This is a genomic window from Isoptericola sp. NPDC057191, from assembly GCF_042670225.1.
Classification (GTDB): Bacteria; Actinomycetota; Actinomycetes; order Actinomycetales; family Cellulomonadaceae; genus Isoptericola.
The window spans coordinates 1-17,591 of sequence record NZ_JBHUWC010000076.1 but is presented as its reverse complement, the minus strand read 5'-3'; the positions used below and the strand labels follow the sequence as shown (position 1 = coordinate 17,591).

The 17,591-nt window shown below is 72.1% G+C and carries 15 protein-coding genes; 11 read left to right on the top strand and 4 right to left on the bottom strand.

Annotated features, from left to right (window positions below):
• A partial coding sequence (locus ACFT55_RS11405; RefSeq protein WP_380243946.1) for an MATE family efflux transporter occupies positions 1-637 on the bottom strand: 637 nt, incomplete at its 3' end.
• A 433-nt stretch (positions 638-1,070) separates the two neighbouring features.
• Here ACFT55_RS11405 and dnaB point away from each other — a divergent pair.
• Both dnaB and ACFT55_RS11395 read left to right on the top strand, forming a co-directional pair.
• A complete protein-coding gene (gene dnaB, locus ACFT55_RS11400; protein WP_380243945.1) occupies positions 1,071-2,441 on the top strand; it encodes a replicative DNA helicase in 1,371 nt (456 codons plus the stop codon).
• 131 nt (positions 2,442-2,572) lie between these two features.
• Positions 2,573-2,977, top strand: a complete 405-nt coding sequence (locus tag ACFT55_RS11395; protein WP_380243944.1) for a RidA family protein — start codon at positions 2,573-2,575, stop codon at positions 2,975-2,977.
• Here ACFT55_RS11395 and ACFT55_RS11390 read toward each other — a convergent pair.
• Positions 2,974-3,720 carry a phosphotransferase family protein gene (locus tag ACFT55_RS11390; RefSeq protein ID WP_380243943.1) on the bottom strand — a complete coding sequence of 249 codons (747 nt, stop codon included), beginning with the start codon at positions 3,718-3,720 and terminating at the stop codon, positions 2,974-2,976. The two genes, ACFT55_RS11395 and ACFT55_RS11390, sit on opposite strands and share 4 nt — an antisense overlap.
• Positions 3,721-3,880: 160 nt before the next feature.
• On the opposite strand from ACFT55_RS11390, the gene ACFT55_RS11385 reads away from it, so the two are divergent.
• Positions 3,881-5,059, top strand: a complete 1,179-nt coding sequence (locus ACFT55_RS11385; protein WP_380243942.1) for an AI-2E family transporter — start codon at positions 3,881-3,883, stop codon at positions 5,057-5,059.
• 14 nt (positions 5,060-5,073) lie between these two features.
• Here the strand turns inward: ACFT55_RS11385 and ACFT55_RS11380 are convergent, their stop codons facing one another.
• Positions 5,074-5,742 carry a Type 1 glutamine amidotransferase-like domain-containing protein gene (locus ACFT55_RS11380; protein ID WP_380243941.1) on the bottom strand — a complete coding sequence of 223 codons (669 nt, stop codon included), beginning with the start codon at positions 5,740-5,742 and terminating at the stop codon, positions 5,074-5,076.
• Positions 5,743-5,898: 156 nt separating this feature from the next.
• On the opposite strand from ACFT55_RS11380, the gene ACFT55_RS11375 reads away from it, so the two are divergent.
• The 6 genes from ACFT55_RS11375 to ACFT55_RS11350 all read left to right on the top strand — a co-directional run bounded on the left by ACFT55_RS11375 (position 5,899) and on the right by ACFT55_RS11350 (position 13,408).
• Positions 5,899-6,645 (top strand): sulfite exporter TauE/SafE family protein, encoded by a 747-nt coding sequence (locus ACFT55_RS11375; protein WP_380243940.1) that lies wholly within the window; start codon positions 5,899-5,901, stop codon positions 6,643-6,645.
• A 59-nt stretch (positions 6,646-6,704) separates the two neighbouring features.
• Complete coding sequence (locus tag ACFT55_RS11370; RefSeq protein WP_380243939.1) at positions 6,705-7,634, top strand: alpha/beta fold hydrolase; 930 nt, start codon at positions 6,705-6,707, stop codon at positions 7,632-7,634.
• A gap of 151 nt (positions 7,635-7,785) precedes the next feature.
• A complete protein-coding gene (locus tag ACFT55_RS11365; RefSeq protein WP_380243938.1) occupies positions 7,786-9,051 on the top strand; it encodes an ABC transporter substrate-binding protein in 1,266 nt (421 codons plus the stop codon).
• 37 nt (positions 9,052-9,088) lie between these two features.
• The gene (locus tag ACFT55_RS11360) at positions 9,089-10,039 is read left to right on the top strand and encodes a carbohydrate ABC transporter permease (RefSeq protein ID WP_380243937.1); all 951 of its coding nucleotides are present in this window, start codon (positions 9,089-9,091) and stop codon (positions 10,037-10,039) included.
• The gene (locus tag ACFT55_RS11355; protein WP_380243936.1) at positions 10,036-10,941 is read left to right on the top strand and encodes a carbohydrate ABC transporter permease; all 906 of its coding nucleotides are present in this window, start codon (positions 10,036-10,038) and stop codon (positions 10,939-10,941) included. The genes ACFT55_RS11360 and ACFT55_RS11355 overlap by 4 nt, the downstream gene beginning before the upstream one ends.
• 67 nt (positions 10,942-11,008) lie before the next feature.
• On the top strand, positions 11,009-13,408 hold the full coding sequence (locus tag ACFT55_RS11350; RefSeq protein WP_380243935.1) for a TIM-barrel domain-containing protein: 2,400 nt from the start codon (positions 11,009-11,011) through the stop codon (positions 13,406-13,408).
• A gap of 33 nt (positions 13,409-13,441) precedes the next feature.
• Here the strand turns inward: ACFT55_RS11350 and ACFT55_RS11345 are convergent, their stop codons facing one another.
• Positions 13,442-14,485, bottom strand: a complete 1,044-nt coding sequence (locus ACFT55_RS11345) for a LacI family DNA-binding transcriptional regulator (RefSeq protein ID WP_380243934.1) — start codon at positions 14,483-14,485, stop codon at positions 13,442-13,444.
• 54 nt (positions 14,486-14,539) lie between these two features.
• Between ACFT55_RS11345 and ACFT55_RS11340 the strand changes: the two genes are divergently transcribed.
• Positions 14,540-16,405 carry a glycoside hydrolase family 2 protein gene (locus tag ACFT55_RS11340; RefSeq protein WP_380243933.1) on the top strand — a complete coding sequence of 622 codons (1,866 nt, stop codon included), beginning with the start codon at positions 14,540-14,542 and terminating at the stop codon, positions 16,403-16,405.
• Positions 16,402-17,568 carry a trans-sulfuration enzyme family protein gene (locus ACFT55_RS11335; protein ID WP_380243932.1) on the top strand — a complete coding sequence of 389 codons (1,167 nt, stop codon included), beginning with the start codon at positions 16,402-16,404 and terminating at the stop codon, positions 17,566-17,568. Before ACFT55_RS11340 ends, ACFT55_RS11335 begins: the two co-directional genes overlap by 4 nt.
• Positions 17,569-17,591: the final 23 nt, after the last annotated feature.

Below are 17,591 nucleotides of genomic sequence, written 5' to 3'. Positions count from 1 at the left end.
GCGACGCGTGGTGGCGTCGCGCGCCCCGCACCACCACGACCGTGAGCACCGCCGCCATGCCGAGCTGGGTCGCGGCGGTGCCGATGGCCGAGCCGGCGATGCCCAGCCCCGCGCCGTACACCAGCACGACCGACAGGATCGCGTTCACGACCGCTCCCGTCGACGCGACCCACAGCGGCGTCCGCGTGTCCTGCAGACCGCGCAGCACGCCGGTCGACGCCAGGACGACGAGCATCCCGGGCAGCCCGATCACCGACCAGCGCAGGTACGTGGCCGCGTACTCCGCGACGTCGCGCCCGGCGCCCATCGCCCCGACCGCCCAGTGCGCGCCGACGGCGAGGAGGGCCGCGAGCACGACGCCGAGGCCGAGGGCGAGCCACATGCCGTCGATGCCGGACTGCAGCGCGTCGCGCGTGCGGCCTGCGCCGACGAGCCGGGCGACGGCGGCGGTGGTGGCGTAGGCGAGGAACACGCACAGCCCCACGAGGGTGACCAGGAGGGTCGAGGCGACCGACAGTCCCGCGAGCTGGTCCGTGCCGAGGTGGCCGACGACGGCGCTGTCGACGAGGACGAACAGCGGCTCCGCGACGAGGGCGCCGAGCGCGGGCAGCGCGAGGGCGAGGATGTCACGGTCGATCCGGCGCCGGTCGGCCCTGTGGACAACGGTCTGGGGGACGTCGTCCGGTGTGTGACCGTCGGGAGGCGTCGGTGAAGAAGGGGTGGCGCCAGGGTGTCCGGGGTCCGGATCGGGGGTGCGGTGCACGTCACCCAACTTTCTTTTCCTCCACAGCCTGAGGGTAGCGAAGCCGCAGGTCAGCGGCCTGCCAGAAGTTGTACACAGCCGATATCCCCAGTTGTGCACATGCCTGTCCACCGCCCGTGCACAGGCTCGACCACCCTGTCCACAGCACTGTCCACAGGTGTGTCCACAGTGGCCGTTGCGCAGGGTCGCGGGCGCGCCTAGCGTCGTCCGCGGTGTCAGTGCCCCACGGTAGAACGTGGACCTGACAGCGGGAGTCGATGTCCGGTGACGGACCGGATGCCGGCAGCGGCGGGGGAGCGGGGTGAGCATGTCGATCGAGGAGCTCGAAGCGGGCTATCAGGGGGCGTCGTCCGGCGCCACCTTCGACCGCACCCCTCCTCAGGACGTCGCCGCCGAGATGAGCGTGCTCGGCGGCATGCTGCTCTCCAAGGACGCGATCGCCGACGTCGTCGAGCAGATCCGCGGCAACGACTTCTACCGCCCCGCGCACGAGGCGGTCTACGACGCGATCATCGACCTGTACGGCCGCGGCGAGCCCGCTGACGCCATCACGGTGGTCGCGGAGCTCACCAAGCGCGGCGAGCTGGCCCGCGTCGGCGGCGCCCCGTACATCCACGACCTCATGGCCGGCGTCCCCACCGCCGCCAACGCGGGCTACTACGCGCGCATCGTCCAGGAGCGCGCGGTGCTGCGCCGCCTCGTCGAGGCCGGCACCAAGATCGTGCAGCTCGGCTACGCGACCGACGGCGGCGACGTCGAGGGCATCGTCAACACCGCACAGGCCGAGATCTACGCCGTCACCGAGCGCAAGACCTCCGAGGACTACCTGCCGCTCTCCGAGATCATCGGCGGCACGATGGACGAGATCGAGGCTGCGGGGAACCGCGGCGAGGGCATGGTGGGCGTGCCCACCGGCTTCGCCGACCTCGACCGCCTCACCAACGGCCTGCACCCCGGGCAGATGATCGTCATCGCCGCCCGGCCTGCCATGGGCAAGTCAACGCTGGCCATTGACATTGCCAGGGCTGCGTCAATCAAGCACCAGCAGGCGTCCGTCGTCTTCTCGCTAGAGATGAGCCGCAACGAGATCACGATGCGTCTGCTCTCCGCCGAGGCGCGCGTGCACCTGCAGAAGCTGCGCAACGGCTCCATGGGCGAGGACGACTGGCAGAAGGTCGCGAAGGTGATGGGCAAGGTGTCCGAGGCGCCGATGTTCATCGACGACTCGCCGAACATGTCGCTCACCGAGATCCGCGCCAAGTGCCGCCGGCTCAAGCAGAAGCACGACCTCAAGCTCGTCGTCATCGACTACCTGCAGCTGATGACCTCCGGCAAGAAGGTCGAGTCGCGCCAGCAAGAGGTCTCCGAGTTCTCGCGTGCGCTCAAGCTCCTCGCGAAGGAGATCGGCGTCCCTGTCATCGCACTGTCGCAGCTGAACCGTGGTCCCGAGCAGCGCCAGGACAAGAAACCCGCGATGTCCGATTTGCGTGAGTCTGGGTCGATTGAGCAGGATGCGGACATGGTGATACTTCTCCACCGCGAGGACGCCTACGAGAAGGAGTCCCCCCGTGCGGGCGAGGCAGACCTGATCGTCGCCAAGCACCGTAACGGCCCGACAGACACCATCACGGTCGCCTTCCAGGGCCACTACTCGCGGTTCGTGGACATGCAGTCCTGACGGTCGTCGACACCTGTGGACAAGGGGCGGTGACGAGACTGCCGCCCTCGCCCTCGTCGCCGCGCTTTCCTTGTCGCCTCGTCGCCCATCCAGTCTGGACAACCGCCCAGGCCGCGCGCAGGCTGGAGAGCATGCGCGAGCCTGTCAGCACGACCACGGCTCCCGGCTCACCGTTGTTCTCCCAGGCGGTGAAGGCCGGTCCGTTCGTCATCGTGTCGGGGCTGGTGGGCGTCGACGTCTCGACGGGCGCTCTTGCCGGCCCGACGATCCAGGAGCAGACCCGCCAGGCGTTGACCAACTGTCGCGAGGTCCTCGACGCCGCCGGCGCGACGCTCGACGACGTCGTCGAGGTGGGAGTGCTGCTGGTGGACCCGGACGACTTCCCCGGGATGAACGAGGAGTACGCGCGGTGGTTCCCGGCCGATCCTCCGGCCCGGTACGCGGCCAAGCTCGGCGCCGTGATCCCTGGGGTTCTCGTCTCGATCCGCATGATGGCGTACCGCGCCCCTCAGCAACGGGACGACGACGCGTCCTAGGTGTCCTGCATGCGGGCTCGGAGGACGTCGAACTCGCACCCCGGTGCGTCGGGGTCGAAGCCGTGCTCGATGAGCCAGCGCGCCGCGACGAGGCTGCGCAGCGACCACCAGGCGCGGATCACGTCACGATCGGCACCGGGACCGTAGCCGGCGAGCAGGTCGTCGAGGCGTTCCTCGTGACCGAGCGTCAGGATGGCGAGGTCGAACATGGCGTCGCCCGGGGCGGCCTCGGACCAGTCGATCACCCCGGTCACCTCAGCGCCGTCGACGAAGACGTGGGTGAGCTGCAGGTCCCCGTGGATGAACACCGGCTCCCACGGGCGCAGGGCAGCCTCGGCGATCTCGCGGTTGCGCCGGATCACGTCGGAGGGCAGGACGGCTTGGGCGAGCAGCCAGGCGCACTCGGCGTCGAGCTCCGCCGCGACGTCGTCGAGCCGACGCCCCGGCCATGGCGGCAACGGCGCCTCGTGCAGCCTGCGGACGGCGGCACCTGCCGCCGCCCACGCCGCTGAGGACGCGACCGACGGTTCGCCGAGGCGGCCCAGCGCGGTGCCGGGCACGGCGGCGATCGCGAGCGCGGGCGGCCGGTGCCAGAGGATCTCCGGGGTCGGGACCGGAGCCAGGGCCATCGCCCGCACCTCGGTCTCGGCGTGCGACGGATCACCGTCGACCTTCAGGAACACGTCGCCGACGCGCAGGGTCGCGCGCTGGCGGTGGGCGACGACGACCGCGACCTCATCCATGTCCGTCATCCTGGTCGGAACGACTCTCGAAGTCGCCACCATTGTCGTGGCCCTGTGGCCACCCGGCCCGACGGCGGGCCGTCGTCGCCGCGCGACCAGCGCCGCTGGGCCATAGCGTCGCAGTCCCGGCGCCCGCCGGACCCAGCGGAGGAGGAGAGCGATGTTCGGTCGCCGCACGCGGCACCCGGTCCGTCCGGCCGGCGAGGTGACCGTCGCGGAGGCGCGGCCACCGGCGGGTCCTGACGCGCCGGCGGCAGGGGGCGCCTCCCGGCTCTGGTCGGACGGCTTCGGCCGCGTGGGGACGCGCTCGCTGCAGCTTCTGGCGATCATCGCGGTCGTGGGCGTCCTGGTGTTCGCGGGCACCCGCCTGACCCTGGTCGTGATCCCCGTCCTCATCGCGCTCGTGCTGGCGGCGGCCATCTCGCCGTTGGTCGCGCTCCTGCGCCGCCGCGGTCTGCCGTCGCTCCTCGCGACGTGGATCTCGCTCCTGACGCTCGTCGCGCTCCTGGCGGGGATCGTGTGGCTCGTCGTGCGGGCGGTGGCGAACCAGTGGGACGAGCTGCAGAGCCAGGCGCTCGACGGCTTCGACTCCCTGCAGTCGTACGTGCAGGACCTGCCCTTCGACGTCTCGGACGAGCAGATCGCCTCCGTGCGCGAGTCCGCCGTGGGGCTGCTGCAGTCTGACGCCGTGGGCTCGGGCGCCATCGCGGGCGTCTCGCAGACCGCCGACTTCGTCGCGGGCTTCTTCATCATGATCGTCGTCCTGTTCTTCTTCCTGAAGGACGGCCCGGCCATGTGGGAGTTCCTGCTCCGCCCGTTCGAGGGGCACCGGTACGAGCGGGGGCAGCGGGTCGGCGCGGCGACGATCCGCACGCTGGGCGGCTACGTCCGCGGGACGGCGATCGTGGCGGTGGTCGACGCGGTCGGCATCGGGATCGGGCTCGCGATCGTGGGCGTGCCCCTCGTCATCCCGCTGTCTGTGCTGGTCTTCCTGCTCGCGTTCATCCCCCTGGTCGGGGCCACGCTGGCCGGCATCCTCGCGGCCTTGGTCGCCCTGGTGGCTGTCGGACCGGTCGAGGCGCTCGTCGTGGTGGCGATCGTCATCGTCGTGAACCAGCTCGAGGGCGACCTGCTCCAGCCGGTCGTCATGGGGCGGACGCTGCGCCTGCACCCCCTGGTCATCCTGTTCGCCCTCACGGCGGGCACGGTCCTGGCCGGCATCACCGGAGCCGTCCTCGCCGTGCCGATCGCCGCGTCCGTCTGGCGCGCGATCCAGGTGTGGGACGGGCCCGACCTGCCCGCGCGGTTCGCCAGGAAGAAGCGCGCCGAGACGGTCTGACGTCGTCGTGCCGCTCAGGCGCCGAGGTACGTCCAGTGCCCTTCGGTGACGACACCCACCTCGCCGTCGACGACGGTGAGGGCGGTGTCGTCGTCGATGACGTACGCCGGGTTGCCGAGCCCGGCGGCCCACTTCTCGGCGGCGGGCATGGTGTTGTACGGCAGCATCGGGTGGTCGAGGTGCGGGAAGATCGAGAAGTCGACGACGCCGAGGGTGGTGTCGTCGCCCGACGGCGGCGTCCACTCGACGAAGTACTGCCCGATGCGCGGCGTCAGCACCATGCTTCCGGCGCTCATGCCCACCCAGACGGTGTCGGTCAGCTCGGGCAGGAGGTCGGCGAGGCCGGACTCGCGCATCCAGTGGTGCAGGTACAGGGAGTCACCGCCGGAGACGAGCAGGACGTCGGCGTCGCGGACCTTCGGCACCCACAGGTCCTCGTCGATGCTCGGGAGGGCGGTCAGCTCGAGCACGCCGACGGACCTCCAGCCCAGTCCGGTCATGTCGTCGCTCGTGCCGGAGATGAACCCGCGCACGTTCGGTCCCGGCCCGACGGCGGGGTGCCCGTACAGCGCGGTGGGGATGCACAGGGCGGTGCACTCGTCGATGGGCCGACCGAGAAGGTCGACCAGCGCGTCGCGGATGGTGGCGTTCCGGACGCCTCCGGACGTGAGAAGCAGTCGCATCGTGACTCCTGGCTCGGACGAGGGGCGGACGAGACGTAGACCCCGGGTGGTCGGCGGACTCATCGCACCGCACCCGGTCGTCCGTGGACGCCGCGTCCGACCGCGTGCGATGAACGCCCGCGCGCTCCCGGGCGCCGCCGCGACTACGCTTCCCCGGTGCTCGAACCCGCCCCGCTGATCGCCGGACTGCCATGGACGGGCTGGGCCGTCGCCGCCCTGGTCGCGCTGCTCGTCGGATTCTCGAAGACGGCGCTCGGCGGCCTGGGCATGATCGCCGCCGCGCTGATGGCGCTCGTCATCCCCGCCAAGGACTCCACCGGCGCCGTCCTCCTGCTGCTCGTGACCGGCGACCTCGTCGCCATCTGGGCGTACCGCCGGCACGCCGACTTCCGGGTCATCGGGCGCCTCCTCGCCCCGGTGCTCGTCGGCGTGGCGCTCGGCGCCGTCTTCCTCAACCTGGTCAGCGACGAGGTCATGCGCCGCACGATCGGCGCGATCCTGCTCGCCCTCCTGGTGCTCAACCTGTGGCGCGACCGGCTGCGCGCCGACACGCGCACCGCCACGCTCGGCTACGGCGGCCTCGCCGGGTTCACGACGATGGTCGCCAACGCCGGCGGCCCGCCGATGAGCCTGTACCTCCTCGCGGCCGGCTACGAGAAATGGCGGTTCCTGGGCACGACGGCGTGGTTCTTCTTCACCGTCAACGTCATCAAGCTGCCGGTCGCCGTCGGCGTCGGGATCGTGCGCGCCGACACGGTCGCCCTGTGGGCGGTGCTCGCGCCGGTCGTGCTCGTCGGGACGTGGATCGGGCGCAAGGTCATCGGGCACGTCGACCAGCGCCTCTTCGAGCGCCTGGTCACGGTGCTCGTCGCGCTCGCGGCGCTCAACCTGCTCCTGCTCTGACCGCGACCGTCCGGGTGTCGGCCGGACCGGCGTCGTCGTCCCGTCGGTAGTCTCCCCGGATGCCTGCTGAGATCCCGGTGCGGTCCGGACACCTGCGCGTCGACGACGAGAACGAGCTGTACTACGAGGTCGCGGGCCACCCGGACGGTGCGCCGGTGCTGTCCCTGCACGGCGGCCCGGGCAGCGGGGCGGGGGCGGGGCACCGCCGCCGCATCGACCCGGAGCGGCACCGGTCGATCACGTTCGACCAGCGCGGCTGCGGCCGCAGCCGGCCGCTGGTGACGGAGCGGCTCGACCTGCTGGACGGGAACACGACGGCAGCGCAGATCGACGACATCGAGGCGTTGCGCCGGCACCTGGGGATCGAGCGGTGGACGGTGACGGGCGCGTCGTGGGGGAGCACGCTCGCCCTCGCGTACGCGCAGGCCCACCCGGAGCGAGTGGTCGGCGTCGCGCTGTTCGCGGTGGTGACGACGTCGACGGCGGAGGTGGAGTGGGTCACCGAGGCGATGGGCCGCGTCTTCCCGGAGGAGTGGGAGGCCTTCGCTGGCGCGGTGGAGCGCGCCCCGGGGGAGCGGGTGGTGGACGCGTACGCCCGCACCCTGCGCGACCCGGACCCCGAGGTGCGGGCCCGCGCCGCCGCGGCGTGGGGCCGGTGGGAGGACACCCACGTCTCGCTCGGGCCGGGCTGGGAGCCCGACCCTCGGTGGCACACCTCCCCGGCACGGGACGTGCTCGCCACCCTGGTCACGCACTACTGGTCGCACGCGGGCTTCGGCGGCGACGAGATCCTCGGCCGGATGGACCGCCTGCACGGGATTCCCGGGGTGCTGATCCACGGCCGTCGGGACATCTCCTCGCCGGTGGTCACGGCATGGGAGCTGCACCGCGCGTGGCCGGGGAGCGAGCTGGTCGTGCTGGACGAGGGCCACGGTGGGGCGGAGTCAGTCGCCCTGCTCCGCCGCGCGATCGCGGACCTGGCGGTCTGACGGTACTCCCCGGAACTGTCTGCCCGGGCATGCTTGACCCGCAATTTACAGCGCTGTATGTTCGGTCGGGCCCGTCGCCGAGACGGGAAGTCATCGTGGTCGAAGGAGACGTCACGTGGGATCGAAGACGACTGCCGGACCCCCGGGAAGGATGAGCCGACGCTCGTTCCTCGCGGGTGCGGCCGGAGCGCTGACGCTCGGGGTGTCCGGGCTCGCAGGGTGCGCGCCGTCCGACGGCGGAGGGCCGACGACGACCCGGTTCTTCCTGCAGAAGCAGGAGGTCAAGGACTACTTCGTCGCCCTGCTGAAGAAGTTCGAGGCCGAGAACCCGGGCATCAAGGTGGTCCACGACGGCACAGGGATCATCGCGCCGCAGTTCGTCCGCGGCGAGCCGGCGGACGTGGGCTGCTTCAACTGCAACCTGGAGCTCGCGCGCTACATCTCCCGCGGGCAGATGAGCGACATCTCGAACCTTCCCTCCGCGTCCAAGATCCGCGACGACGTCGCCACGCTCGCCACCCAGTACGCGACGTACCCGGGGCGCACGAGCGTGCTGCCCTACTCGCTCGCGGCCGCGGGCGTCATCTACAACAAGCGGATCTTCGCCGACCATGGTCTGCCCGTGCCCACCACGTGGACCGAGTTCGTGGACGTCTGCACCGAGCTCCAGAAGGCCGGCATCACGCCGATCTACGCGACCGACCGGGACACCTGGACCCTCTGGCAGGGCCTCTTCGACTACTCGGTGGGCAGCCTCGTCGACACCGCCGAGTTCTTCCGCCGCATGAACGAGCTCGGCACGGACGTCGGCCCGGACTCGGACGTCTCCTTCGAGAAGACGCTCGCCGTGCCGATGGAGCGCGCCAAGACGATCTCCACCTTCTTCAACCCCGACCACGCGGTGCGCGACTACGCCGACGGCAACCTCGCGTTCGGCAAGGGCCAGGCGGCCATGTACCTGCAGGGCCCGTGGGCGCTGAGCCAGATCGCGCTCGTCGACGAGGACCTCGAGATCGGCACCTTCGCGCTGCCCGTCACGGACCAGCCGGACGACCGCAAGGCCCGCGTCAACGTCGACCTCTCCCTGTACATCCCGGTCGCGACCTCGCACCGGACCGAGGCGGAAGAGCTCGTCGAGTTCCTCATGCGTCCCGAGGTGGTCAACACCTACAACGCCAAGAACCTCTACTACTCGCCGCTGCGCGACGCCCCGCCGCAGGAGGACGAGCGCGTCGCGGGCCTCCAGCCCTACGTCGACGCCGGTCGGTTCTACCAGGGCGCGGGGACGTTCATCCCGTTGTCCATCCCCCTCGGCAACTACCTGCAGACGGCGATCCGCACCGGCGGCTTCGAGCCGATGCTGCAGAAGCTCGACGACGACTGGCGCCGGCTCGCCAGCCGTGGGGCGACCCAATGACCGGGACGACGTCGCCCCGGCGCGGAAAGGAACGAGCGTGACAGCACAGACGTCCATCCCGGCCGTCGCCCCCGCAGCGGCACCCGCCGGCTCCGCGGGCAGGGCCCCCGCCGGCCGGTCAGGCCGCGGCCGCAAGCCCGAGGCGATCGCGTACCTCTTCGTCGTCCCGGCGCTGGTGCTCTTCACCGTCTTCGTGGTGGCGCCCGCGCTGGTCGGCATCTTCTACAGCCTCACCGACTACGTCGGCTTCGGGGGCTGGTCGTTCATCGGCCTGCGCAACTACACGGCGATGTTCGGCGACCCGGCGATCCTCGACTCCTACCGGTTCACGCTCGGCTTCGCCGCGGTCACCGTGGTGCTCGCGCAGACGATCGCCCTCACCCTCGCCATCGGGCTCTCGCGCAAGATCCGCTTCACGAGCCCGCTGCGCACCGTGTTCGTCATCCCCATGGTGGTCTCGGGGATCGTGGTGGCGTTCGTGTTCAACTTCCTGTTCTCGAACTCGCTCCCCGCGCTCGCCACGGCGGTCGGCTTCGGGCCGCTGGAGGACAGCATCCTCGGCAACCCCGACCTCGCCTGGCTGTCGATCGTCATCGTGTCCGCCTGGCAGACGATCCCCGGCGCGCTGCTGGTCTACACGGCCGGCCTCACCGCCATCCCCACCGAGCTGTACGAGGCGAGCTCGCTCGACGGCGCCGGCTCGTGGCGGCAGTTCCGGTCCATCACCCTGCCGCTCATCAGCGGCTTCGTGCTCATCAACACGGTGCTCGGCGTCAAGGGCTACCTGGGCGTCTACGACGTCATCGTCGGGCTCACCGGGGGCGGCCCCGGCTCGGCGACGAGCAGCGTCGCGATGACGATCTTCGGCGGCTTCTCCAGCGGCGAGTACGCCTACCAGATGGCCAACGCGACGGTCTTCTTCGTCATCACCGTGATCATCTCGATCGTCCAGCTCGCGATCACCCGAGGAAGGAGCGTCCGCCTGTGACCACCGCAGCAGCCCCCGCACCCGTCCGGCTCCGGCGCCCCGCGGACCCGTCGTCCCGGCGTCCGCGCCGGCCCCGACGCCGGACGCGCACCAGCTGGACGCTCACCGTCCTGCTGATCCTCGCGTCCCTGACGGTGATCCTGCCCCTCTACGTCACCGTGTCGATGGCCTTCAAGACGAACGGCCAGGCGGCGGACGGCAACGCCTTCTCGCTCCCGGCGCCGTTCGACACGGCCAACTTCGCCGAGGCATGGCGCATCACCGACTTCCCCGCGGCGTTCGGGTTCTCGGTCCTCGTGGCCGCCATCGCCGTCGTCCTGACGCTGCTGCTGAGCTCCCTCGCCTCGTACGCGATCGTGCGGTACTGGCACCACCGCTTCTTCCGGTGGTCGTTCATCTACATGCTCGCCGCGATGTTCCTGCCGTTCCCGGTCATCGCGCTCACCGAGATCAAGCTCACCGCGTTCCTCGGGCTCGACAGCCCGGTCGGCGTGGGCATCCTGCACGCGCTGTTCCAGCTCGCGTTCAGCATCCTGCTCTACTCGGCGTACCTGCGGTCGATCCCGATCGAGCTGGAGGAGAGCGCGCGGATCGACGGCGCCACGACGGGCCAGATCTTCTGGCGGATCATCCTGCCGCTCCTGGGGCCGATGAACGCCACGGTCGGGATCTTCGCCTTCCTGGCGTCGTGGAACGACTACATGCTGCCGTCGATGATCACGTCGGACCCGACGATGCAGACGCTGCCCGTGGTGCAGGAGGCCTTCCAGAGCCAGTTCGGCACCAACTACAACGTCGCGTTCGCGTCCTACCTCATGGCGATGGCGCCCACGATCGTGGTCTACCTGTTCGCCCAGCGCTGGGTGATCAGCGGCATCACCCAGGGCGCCGTCAAGCACTAGTCCCGCACTCGGCCCGCACTCGGCCAGCACCGAGCCCCGCCCGCACCGCACCACCCGAGGAGTTCCGTTGACCGACACCATCGCCACGCAGCAGGCCCTGCCCGTGGTCCGTCCCCTGCCCGACGCGGCGCCGCAGGCCCGCGCGGAGCAGCAGGTCCGGGGCGAGCACTGGCGCGTCACCGTGCTGAGCGACTGCCTCTTCCGCCTCGAGTGGTCGTCCGACGGCGGCTTCGAGGACCGCGCGTCGACGTTCGCGATCCGTCGCGACCTCGGGGCGGCGGAGTTCGCGGCCCGGCCGCTCGGCGACGGCGTCGAGATCACGACGGCGCGGGCGCGGCTGCGCTACGACGGCCGGGAGCCGTCCGCGCACGGGCTCGTCGTCGAGCTGGTGGGCTCGGACCACGGGCGGTGGCACTACGGCGAGCCGACGCACGACCTGGGCGGCACCGCCCGGACGCTGGACGAGGTGGACGGCCGGACCGACCTCGAGCCGGGCGTCGTGTCCCCCGACGGGATCACGGTGGTGGACGACTCGGAGTCGTTCCTGTTCACCGACGACGGCTGGATCGGCACCCGGACCGGGACGCGCCACGACCTGTACGTCTTCGCGCACGGCCGCGACTACGCGCGGGCGGTCCGCGAGCTCTACGCCGTCTCCGGCTCCCCGATGCGGCTGCCGCGCTGGGCGCTGGGCAACTGGTGGAGCCGGTACCACCCGTACTCCGCGGAGTCGTACCTCCAGCTGATGGACCGGTTCGACGAGGAGGACGTCCCCTTCTCGGTCGCCGTCATCGACATGGACTGGCACCGCGTGGGCTCGGTGCCGCCGGAGCACGGCAGCGGCTGGACCGGGTACTCGTGGGAGCCGACGCTCTTCCCGGACCCGGCGGCGTTCCTGGGTGCGCTCCACGAGCGCGGCATGCGCACCACGCTGAACCTGCACCCGGCCGACGGCGTGCGCGCGTTCGAGGACGCCTACCCGCAGGTCGCGGAGGCGACCGGGGTCGACCCCGCGTCCGCGCAGCCGGTGTCGTTCGACCCGACGGACCCGGACTTCCTGCGCGCCTACTTCGAGCTGCTGCACCACCCCCTCGAGGAGCAGGGCGTGGACTTCTGGTGGATCGACTGGCAGCAGGGCCGCACGTCGGGCCTGCGCGGCGTGGACCCGCTGTGGCTGCTCAACCACTTCCACCACCTCGACGCCGCACGCCACGGCGAGCCGGGCATGACGTTCTCCCGCTACGCGGGGCCCGGCAGCCACCGTTACGCCGTCGGGTTCTCCGGGGACGCGGTGATCTCCTGGGAGTCCCTGGCCTTCCAGCCCGAGTTCACGGCGACGGCGTCCAACATCGGCTACTGCTGGTGGAGCCACGACATCGGCGGGCACACGCGTGGCGTGCGAGACGACGAGCTGGCGACGCGGTGGGTGCAGTACGGCGTCTTCTCGCCGATCATGCGGCTGCACTCGGCGAACAACCCGTTCATCCGCAAGGAGCCGTGGGTCTTCCCCGCGGAGCACCGGCAGGCGATGGGCGACGCGCTGCGGCTCCGGCACCGTCTGGTCCCGTACCTGCACACGATGAACCACCGGGCGGCGGACGGCACGCCGCTCGTCCGGCCCATGTACCACCTGGAGCCGCACCGCCGCGAGGCGTACGGGGTGCCGAACGAGTACGCCTTCGGGTCCGAGCTGCTCGTGGCCCCCGTCGTGACGCCCCGCAGCGGTGTCTCGCTGCTCAGCCGCACCCGGGCGTGGCTGCCGGCCGGCCGGTGGACGGACGTCTTCACCGGCGCCGTCTACGCGGGTGACCGCCACGTCGAGCTGCACCGGTCGATCGACTCGGTGCCGGTGCTGCTGCGCGCGGGCGGCATCCTGCCGCTGGCCGCCGCGACCGAGCGGGACGCGACGCGCAACCCGGAGGCGCTCGAGGTGCTCGTCGCACCGGGCGCGTCCGGCCGGTTCGACCTGGCCGAGGACGCCGAGGACGACCGCGAGGCGACGGACGGGCCCTCGGCGACGACGTCGCTGCACTGGGACGACGACCGCCGCGAGCTGCGGGTGGACGCCGTCGCGGGACGCGCCGACGTCGTGCCCGCGAGCCGCACGTGGACGATCACCTTCCTCGCGCTGCTCCCCGGCGCGGAGGTCACGGTGGACGGCGTCGTCGTGCCGGTGACGGGCGAGGACGGCCGGTGGAGCGTGTCGTTCACCGCGCCGTCCGCCACCGGCGCCGTCGTGCGGGTCGGTGCGCCGCTGCGCGTGGGCGTCGACCCCCGGGAGGCCGTCCGCGCCGTGCTGGAGCAGGCGCAGACGGCGAACCCGGCGAAGCTCGACGCGTGGGAGGTCGTCAGCAGCGGGCGCAGCACGGTGGAGCGGATCGCCGAGCTGGGCACGGTGGACCTGCACGAGGACGTGCGCGACGCCGTCGTGGAGCTCCTCGCGACCGTGGTGGACACGCCGGCCTGAGCAGACGGCCCGGTCCTCGCCGAGGGGTACGCCTCAGCGAGGACCGGGCTCGCCGCCTGGTTCGCGAGCAGGCTCGGGGGCGCTCTCGCGGACCAGGAGCCGGTGGCCGACGGTGACGTGCCGGCCGGGCGTGGTGAGCCCGTCGATGCGTTCGAGGAGCAGGTCGAGCGCCCGGGTCGCGAGCGCGTGCGTGTCCGGGGCGACGCTGGTGAGGCTCGGGACGGTGCTCGCGGTCAGGACGGTGGCGTCCCACCCGACGACGGCGACGTCGCCCGGCACGTCGTAGCCGCGGATACGCAGGGCGCGGAGCGCGCCGATCGCCGCGAGGTCGTCGCGGCACAGCAGCCCGTCGACGACGAGGCCGGCGTCGAGCGCCGCACCCAGCGCCTCCTCCGCACCGATCGCGTCGCCCTCGCCACGGGCCACGAGCAGGGACGCGTCGTAGGCGTGGCCCGCACGTTCCAGCCCCGCCCGGTACCCGTCGAGCCGCAGCGCCGACGTGTAGGACCACGGTCCCGTCTCGTGACCGAGGAAGCCGATCCGGCGGTGCCCGAGCCCCACGAGGTGCGCGACGGCGTCCGCGGCGGCCGCCTCGTTGTCGATGGCGACCTGGTCGGCGCCCGACGGCTGGGGGTCCTCGCCGAGGAAGACGAGGGGGGTGTCCTCCCGGAACGCCTCCAGGTCGGTGGCGCGCAGCGCCTGCGGGTGCACCACCACGCCGTCGACGATGCCGGCCTCGCGGTCGCGCAGGACGGCGCGCTCGCCCTCCGGGGTGCCCCCGGTCTCCTCGAGCAGCAGCCGGTAGCCGCGCGCCTCGCAGACGCGGGCGAAGACGTGCGCCAGCTCCGCGAAGTACGGTCGGCGCAGGTCGGGGAACGCGAGGGCGAGCATGCTCGACCGGCCGGTGGCGAGGCTGCGGCCGCGCAGGTTGGGCCGGTAGCCGAGCTCGTCGATCGCGGCCCGCACCCGTTCGCGCATCCCCGGGCTGACGTGCTGGTAGTCGCGCACGACGTTGGACACCGTCTTCATCGACACGCCCGCGTGCGCCGCGACGTCCTGGAGCGTCACTCTCTTCACGGGGATCACCGTAGCGTCCGAGCAGCACGGTTTACAGCGCTGTATAGTCGCGCCGTGGACACGACGACCCTCGCGGCAGCCACCGCCGGCCCCGCGCTCGACCGCCTCCCGCTCGCCTCCCGCCAGGACGGCACCTACCCCCGGCCGCAGCTGATGCGCACCGGGTGGGCCTCGCTCGACGGGGTGTGGGCCTTCCGGCACGACGACGCCGACGAGGGCCTCGCCTCCGGCTGGGCGTCCGGCCTCGGCGCCAGCCGCGACATCACCGTGCCGTTCCCGCCGGAGTCGCCCGCGTCGGGCGTCGCGGAGCCCGGCTTCCACCCGGTCGTCTGGTACGCGCGCACGATCCGCCCGGCCGACCTCGAGGCCGCCGGCCGGTCCGCAGCCGCCCCGCGCGTCCTGCTGCACCTCGGTGCGGTCGACTACCGCGCGTCCGTGTGGGTCGACGGCGCGCTCGTCGGCGAGCACGAGGGCGGCCACACCCCCTTCACTCTCGACCTCACCGCGCACGTCGCGGACGACGCCGAGCACCAGCTGGTGGTCCGCGCCGAGGACGACCCCCACGACCTCACCCAGCCGCGCGGCAAGCAGGACTGGCACGAGGACGCCCACGCCATCTGGTACCGCCGGACCACCGGCATCTGGCAGACCGTGTGGCTGGAGGCGGTACCCACCACGAGCATCGACCACCTGCGCTGGCTCCCCGCCGGCCCGGCCGCCGTCGACCTCACCGTCCGGCTGCGCGGTGCGGTGCCCGCCGGGACGCGGGTGCGCGTCGCGCTCCGGTTCGACGAGCGCGACGAGGACCTCGGCACCGTGGAGGTCACGACCGCCCGGGCGTCGTCCGTCGTGGACCTCAGCGTGCCGATCGCCCGGCAGCGCAACGGCCAGGCGGAGGACGAGCTCACCTGGTCGCCCGAGCGTCCCCGCCTCGTGGACGCCGTCGTGTCCCTGCACGACGCCGACGGTGCGACCCTCGACGCGGTCTCGTCCTACCTGGGCGTGCGGAGCCTCGGTGTCGCCCGCGGGGCCTTCCTCCTCAACGGCTACCCCTACGACGTGCGCTCGGTGCTCAACCAGGGCTACTGGCCCGACAGCCACCTGACGGCCCCCTCGGCGGACGCCCTGCGCCGCGAGGCCGAGCTCGTCAAGGAGCTCGGGTTCAACGCCTGCCGCATCCACCAGAAGATCGAGGACCCCCGCTTCCTGTACTGGGCGGACCGGCTCGGCATCCTCGTGTGGGGCGAGACCCCCGGGGCGTACGAGTTCTCGCCCACGGCGGTGCAGCGGCTGACCCGCGAGTGGATGGAGGCCGTCGACCGTGACGTCTCGCACCCCTCGATCGTCACGTGGGTGCCGTTCAACGAGTCGTGGGGCGTGCAGCACGTCGCCGACGACCCGGCGCAGCAGGCGTACTCCCGGGCGCTGACCGACCTCACGCGCGCCCTCGACCCCTCCCGCCCCGTGATCTCCAACGACGGGTGGGAGCAGCAGAACACCGACATCCTCACCGTGCACGACTACGAGGGGGACGGCGCGGTCCTCGCCCGCACCTACGCCGACGACGCCGCGCGCGAGCGGATCGTCACCGGCATCGCCCCGTCCGGGCGCCGTCAGCTCGTCGGCGGCTGGGCCGACGCCGGGCAGCCGGTGATGCTCACCGAGTTTGGCGGCGTCAACTACCAGACCGGCGACGTGCGCGCGGACGGCTGGGGCTACACGGCCGCGCAGGACGGCGACGACTGGGTCGCGCGGATCACGGCGCTCTACGACGCCGTCCGGGCGAGCAGCTTCCTCGCCGGGTCCTGCTGGACGCAGCTCACCGACACGATGCAGGAGACCAACGGCCTCCTGACCGCCGGGCGCGAGCCCAAGGTCCCGGTCGAGCGGATCCGGCGCGCCGTGACGGGGGAGCGGTGACCGTCGACGCCCTGGACCGGGAGATCTGCGCGGCCGCCTGGGACGGTCCGGGCGGCGAGCCCGGGGCCGTCGCACCGCCGGTCTTCCAGACCAGCCTGTTCACCAAGCCCACGTTCGGGGAGTTCGTGCGGCAGCAGGCGGCCGAGCACGAGAACTTCGTCTACAGCCGCGGCACCAACCCGACCGTCGCGTTCCTCGAGCGGCAGCTCGCCCTGCTGGAGCGGGGCGAGGCGGCCAAGTGCTTCGGCTCCGGGATGGGCGCGGTCGGCGCGGTGCTCGGCGGGCTGCTGAGCGCCGGCGACCACGTGCTGTTCGTCAACAACGTCTACGGCCCCACCCTGGAGCTCGCGCGGCACCTGGAGCGGTTCGGCGTCGAGCACTCGGTCGTGACCGACCCGCGTGCCGACCTCGCGGAGCACCTGCGGGACAACACGGCCCTGGTGTACGTGGAGAGCCCCGGCACGATGCTCATGCGGCTCGTGGACCTCCGCGCGCTGACGGCGCTCGCCCGCAGCCGCGGGATCCGCACCGCGATCGACAACACCTGGTCGACGCCGCTGTTCCAGAAGCCGCTCGAGCTCGGCGTCGACCTCGTGATCCACTCGCTCACGAAGTACGTGGGCGGGCACTCCGACGTCACCGGGGGAGCGGTGGTCGGCTCAGCCGAGCTGGTCCGTGAGGTCTTCTACCGCGGACACCAGCTCTTCGGGTCCGTGATGTCGGCGATGGAGGCGTCGCTGGTCCTGCGCGGGCTGCGCACCCTGCCCGTGCGGATGGCGCAGCACCAGGAGAACGCCCTGCGCGTCGTCGAGCACCTGCAGCGGCAGGCTGCGGTGACCGCCGTGCACCACCCGTACGCCGACCCCGGCCCGGACGCCGAGCTCGTCCGTACGCAGCTCAGGGGGTTCTCCGGGCTGCTCAGCCTCGAGCTGCGGGACGGCACGTTCGACGCCGTGTCACGGTTCGTCGACGCCCTGCGGGTGTTCCGCATCGGCGTGAGCTGGGGCGGCTACGAGAGCCTGGTCAGCTCGCCCGTGCGGGCGGACAACGCGGAACGGCTGCGGGCGGACGGGCTCCCGGCCGGACTGGTCCGGCTGTCCGTCGGGCTCGAAGGTGCGGACGTCCAGGTCGACGACCTCGACCGCGCGCTCGCCGCGATCTGACGGCGGCCCGCCCACCGGCGGGC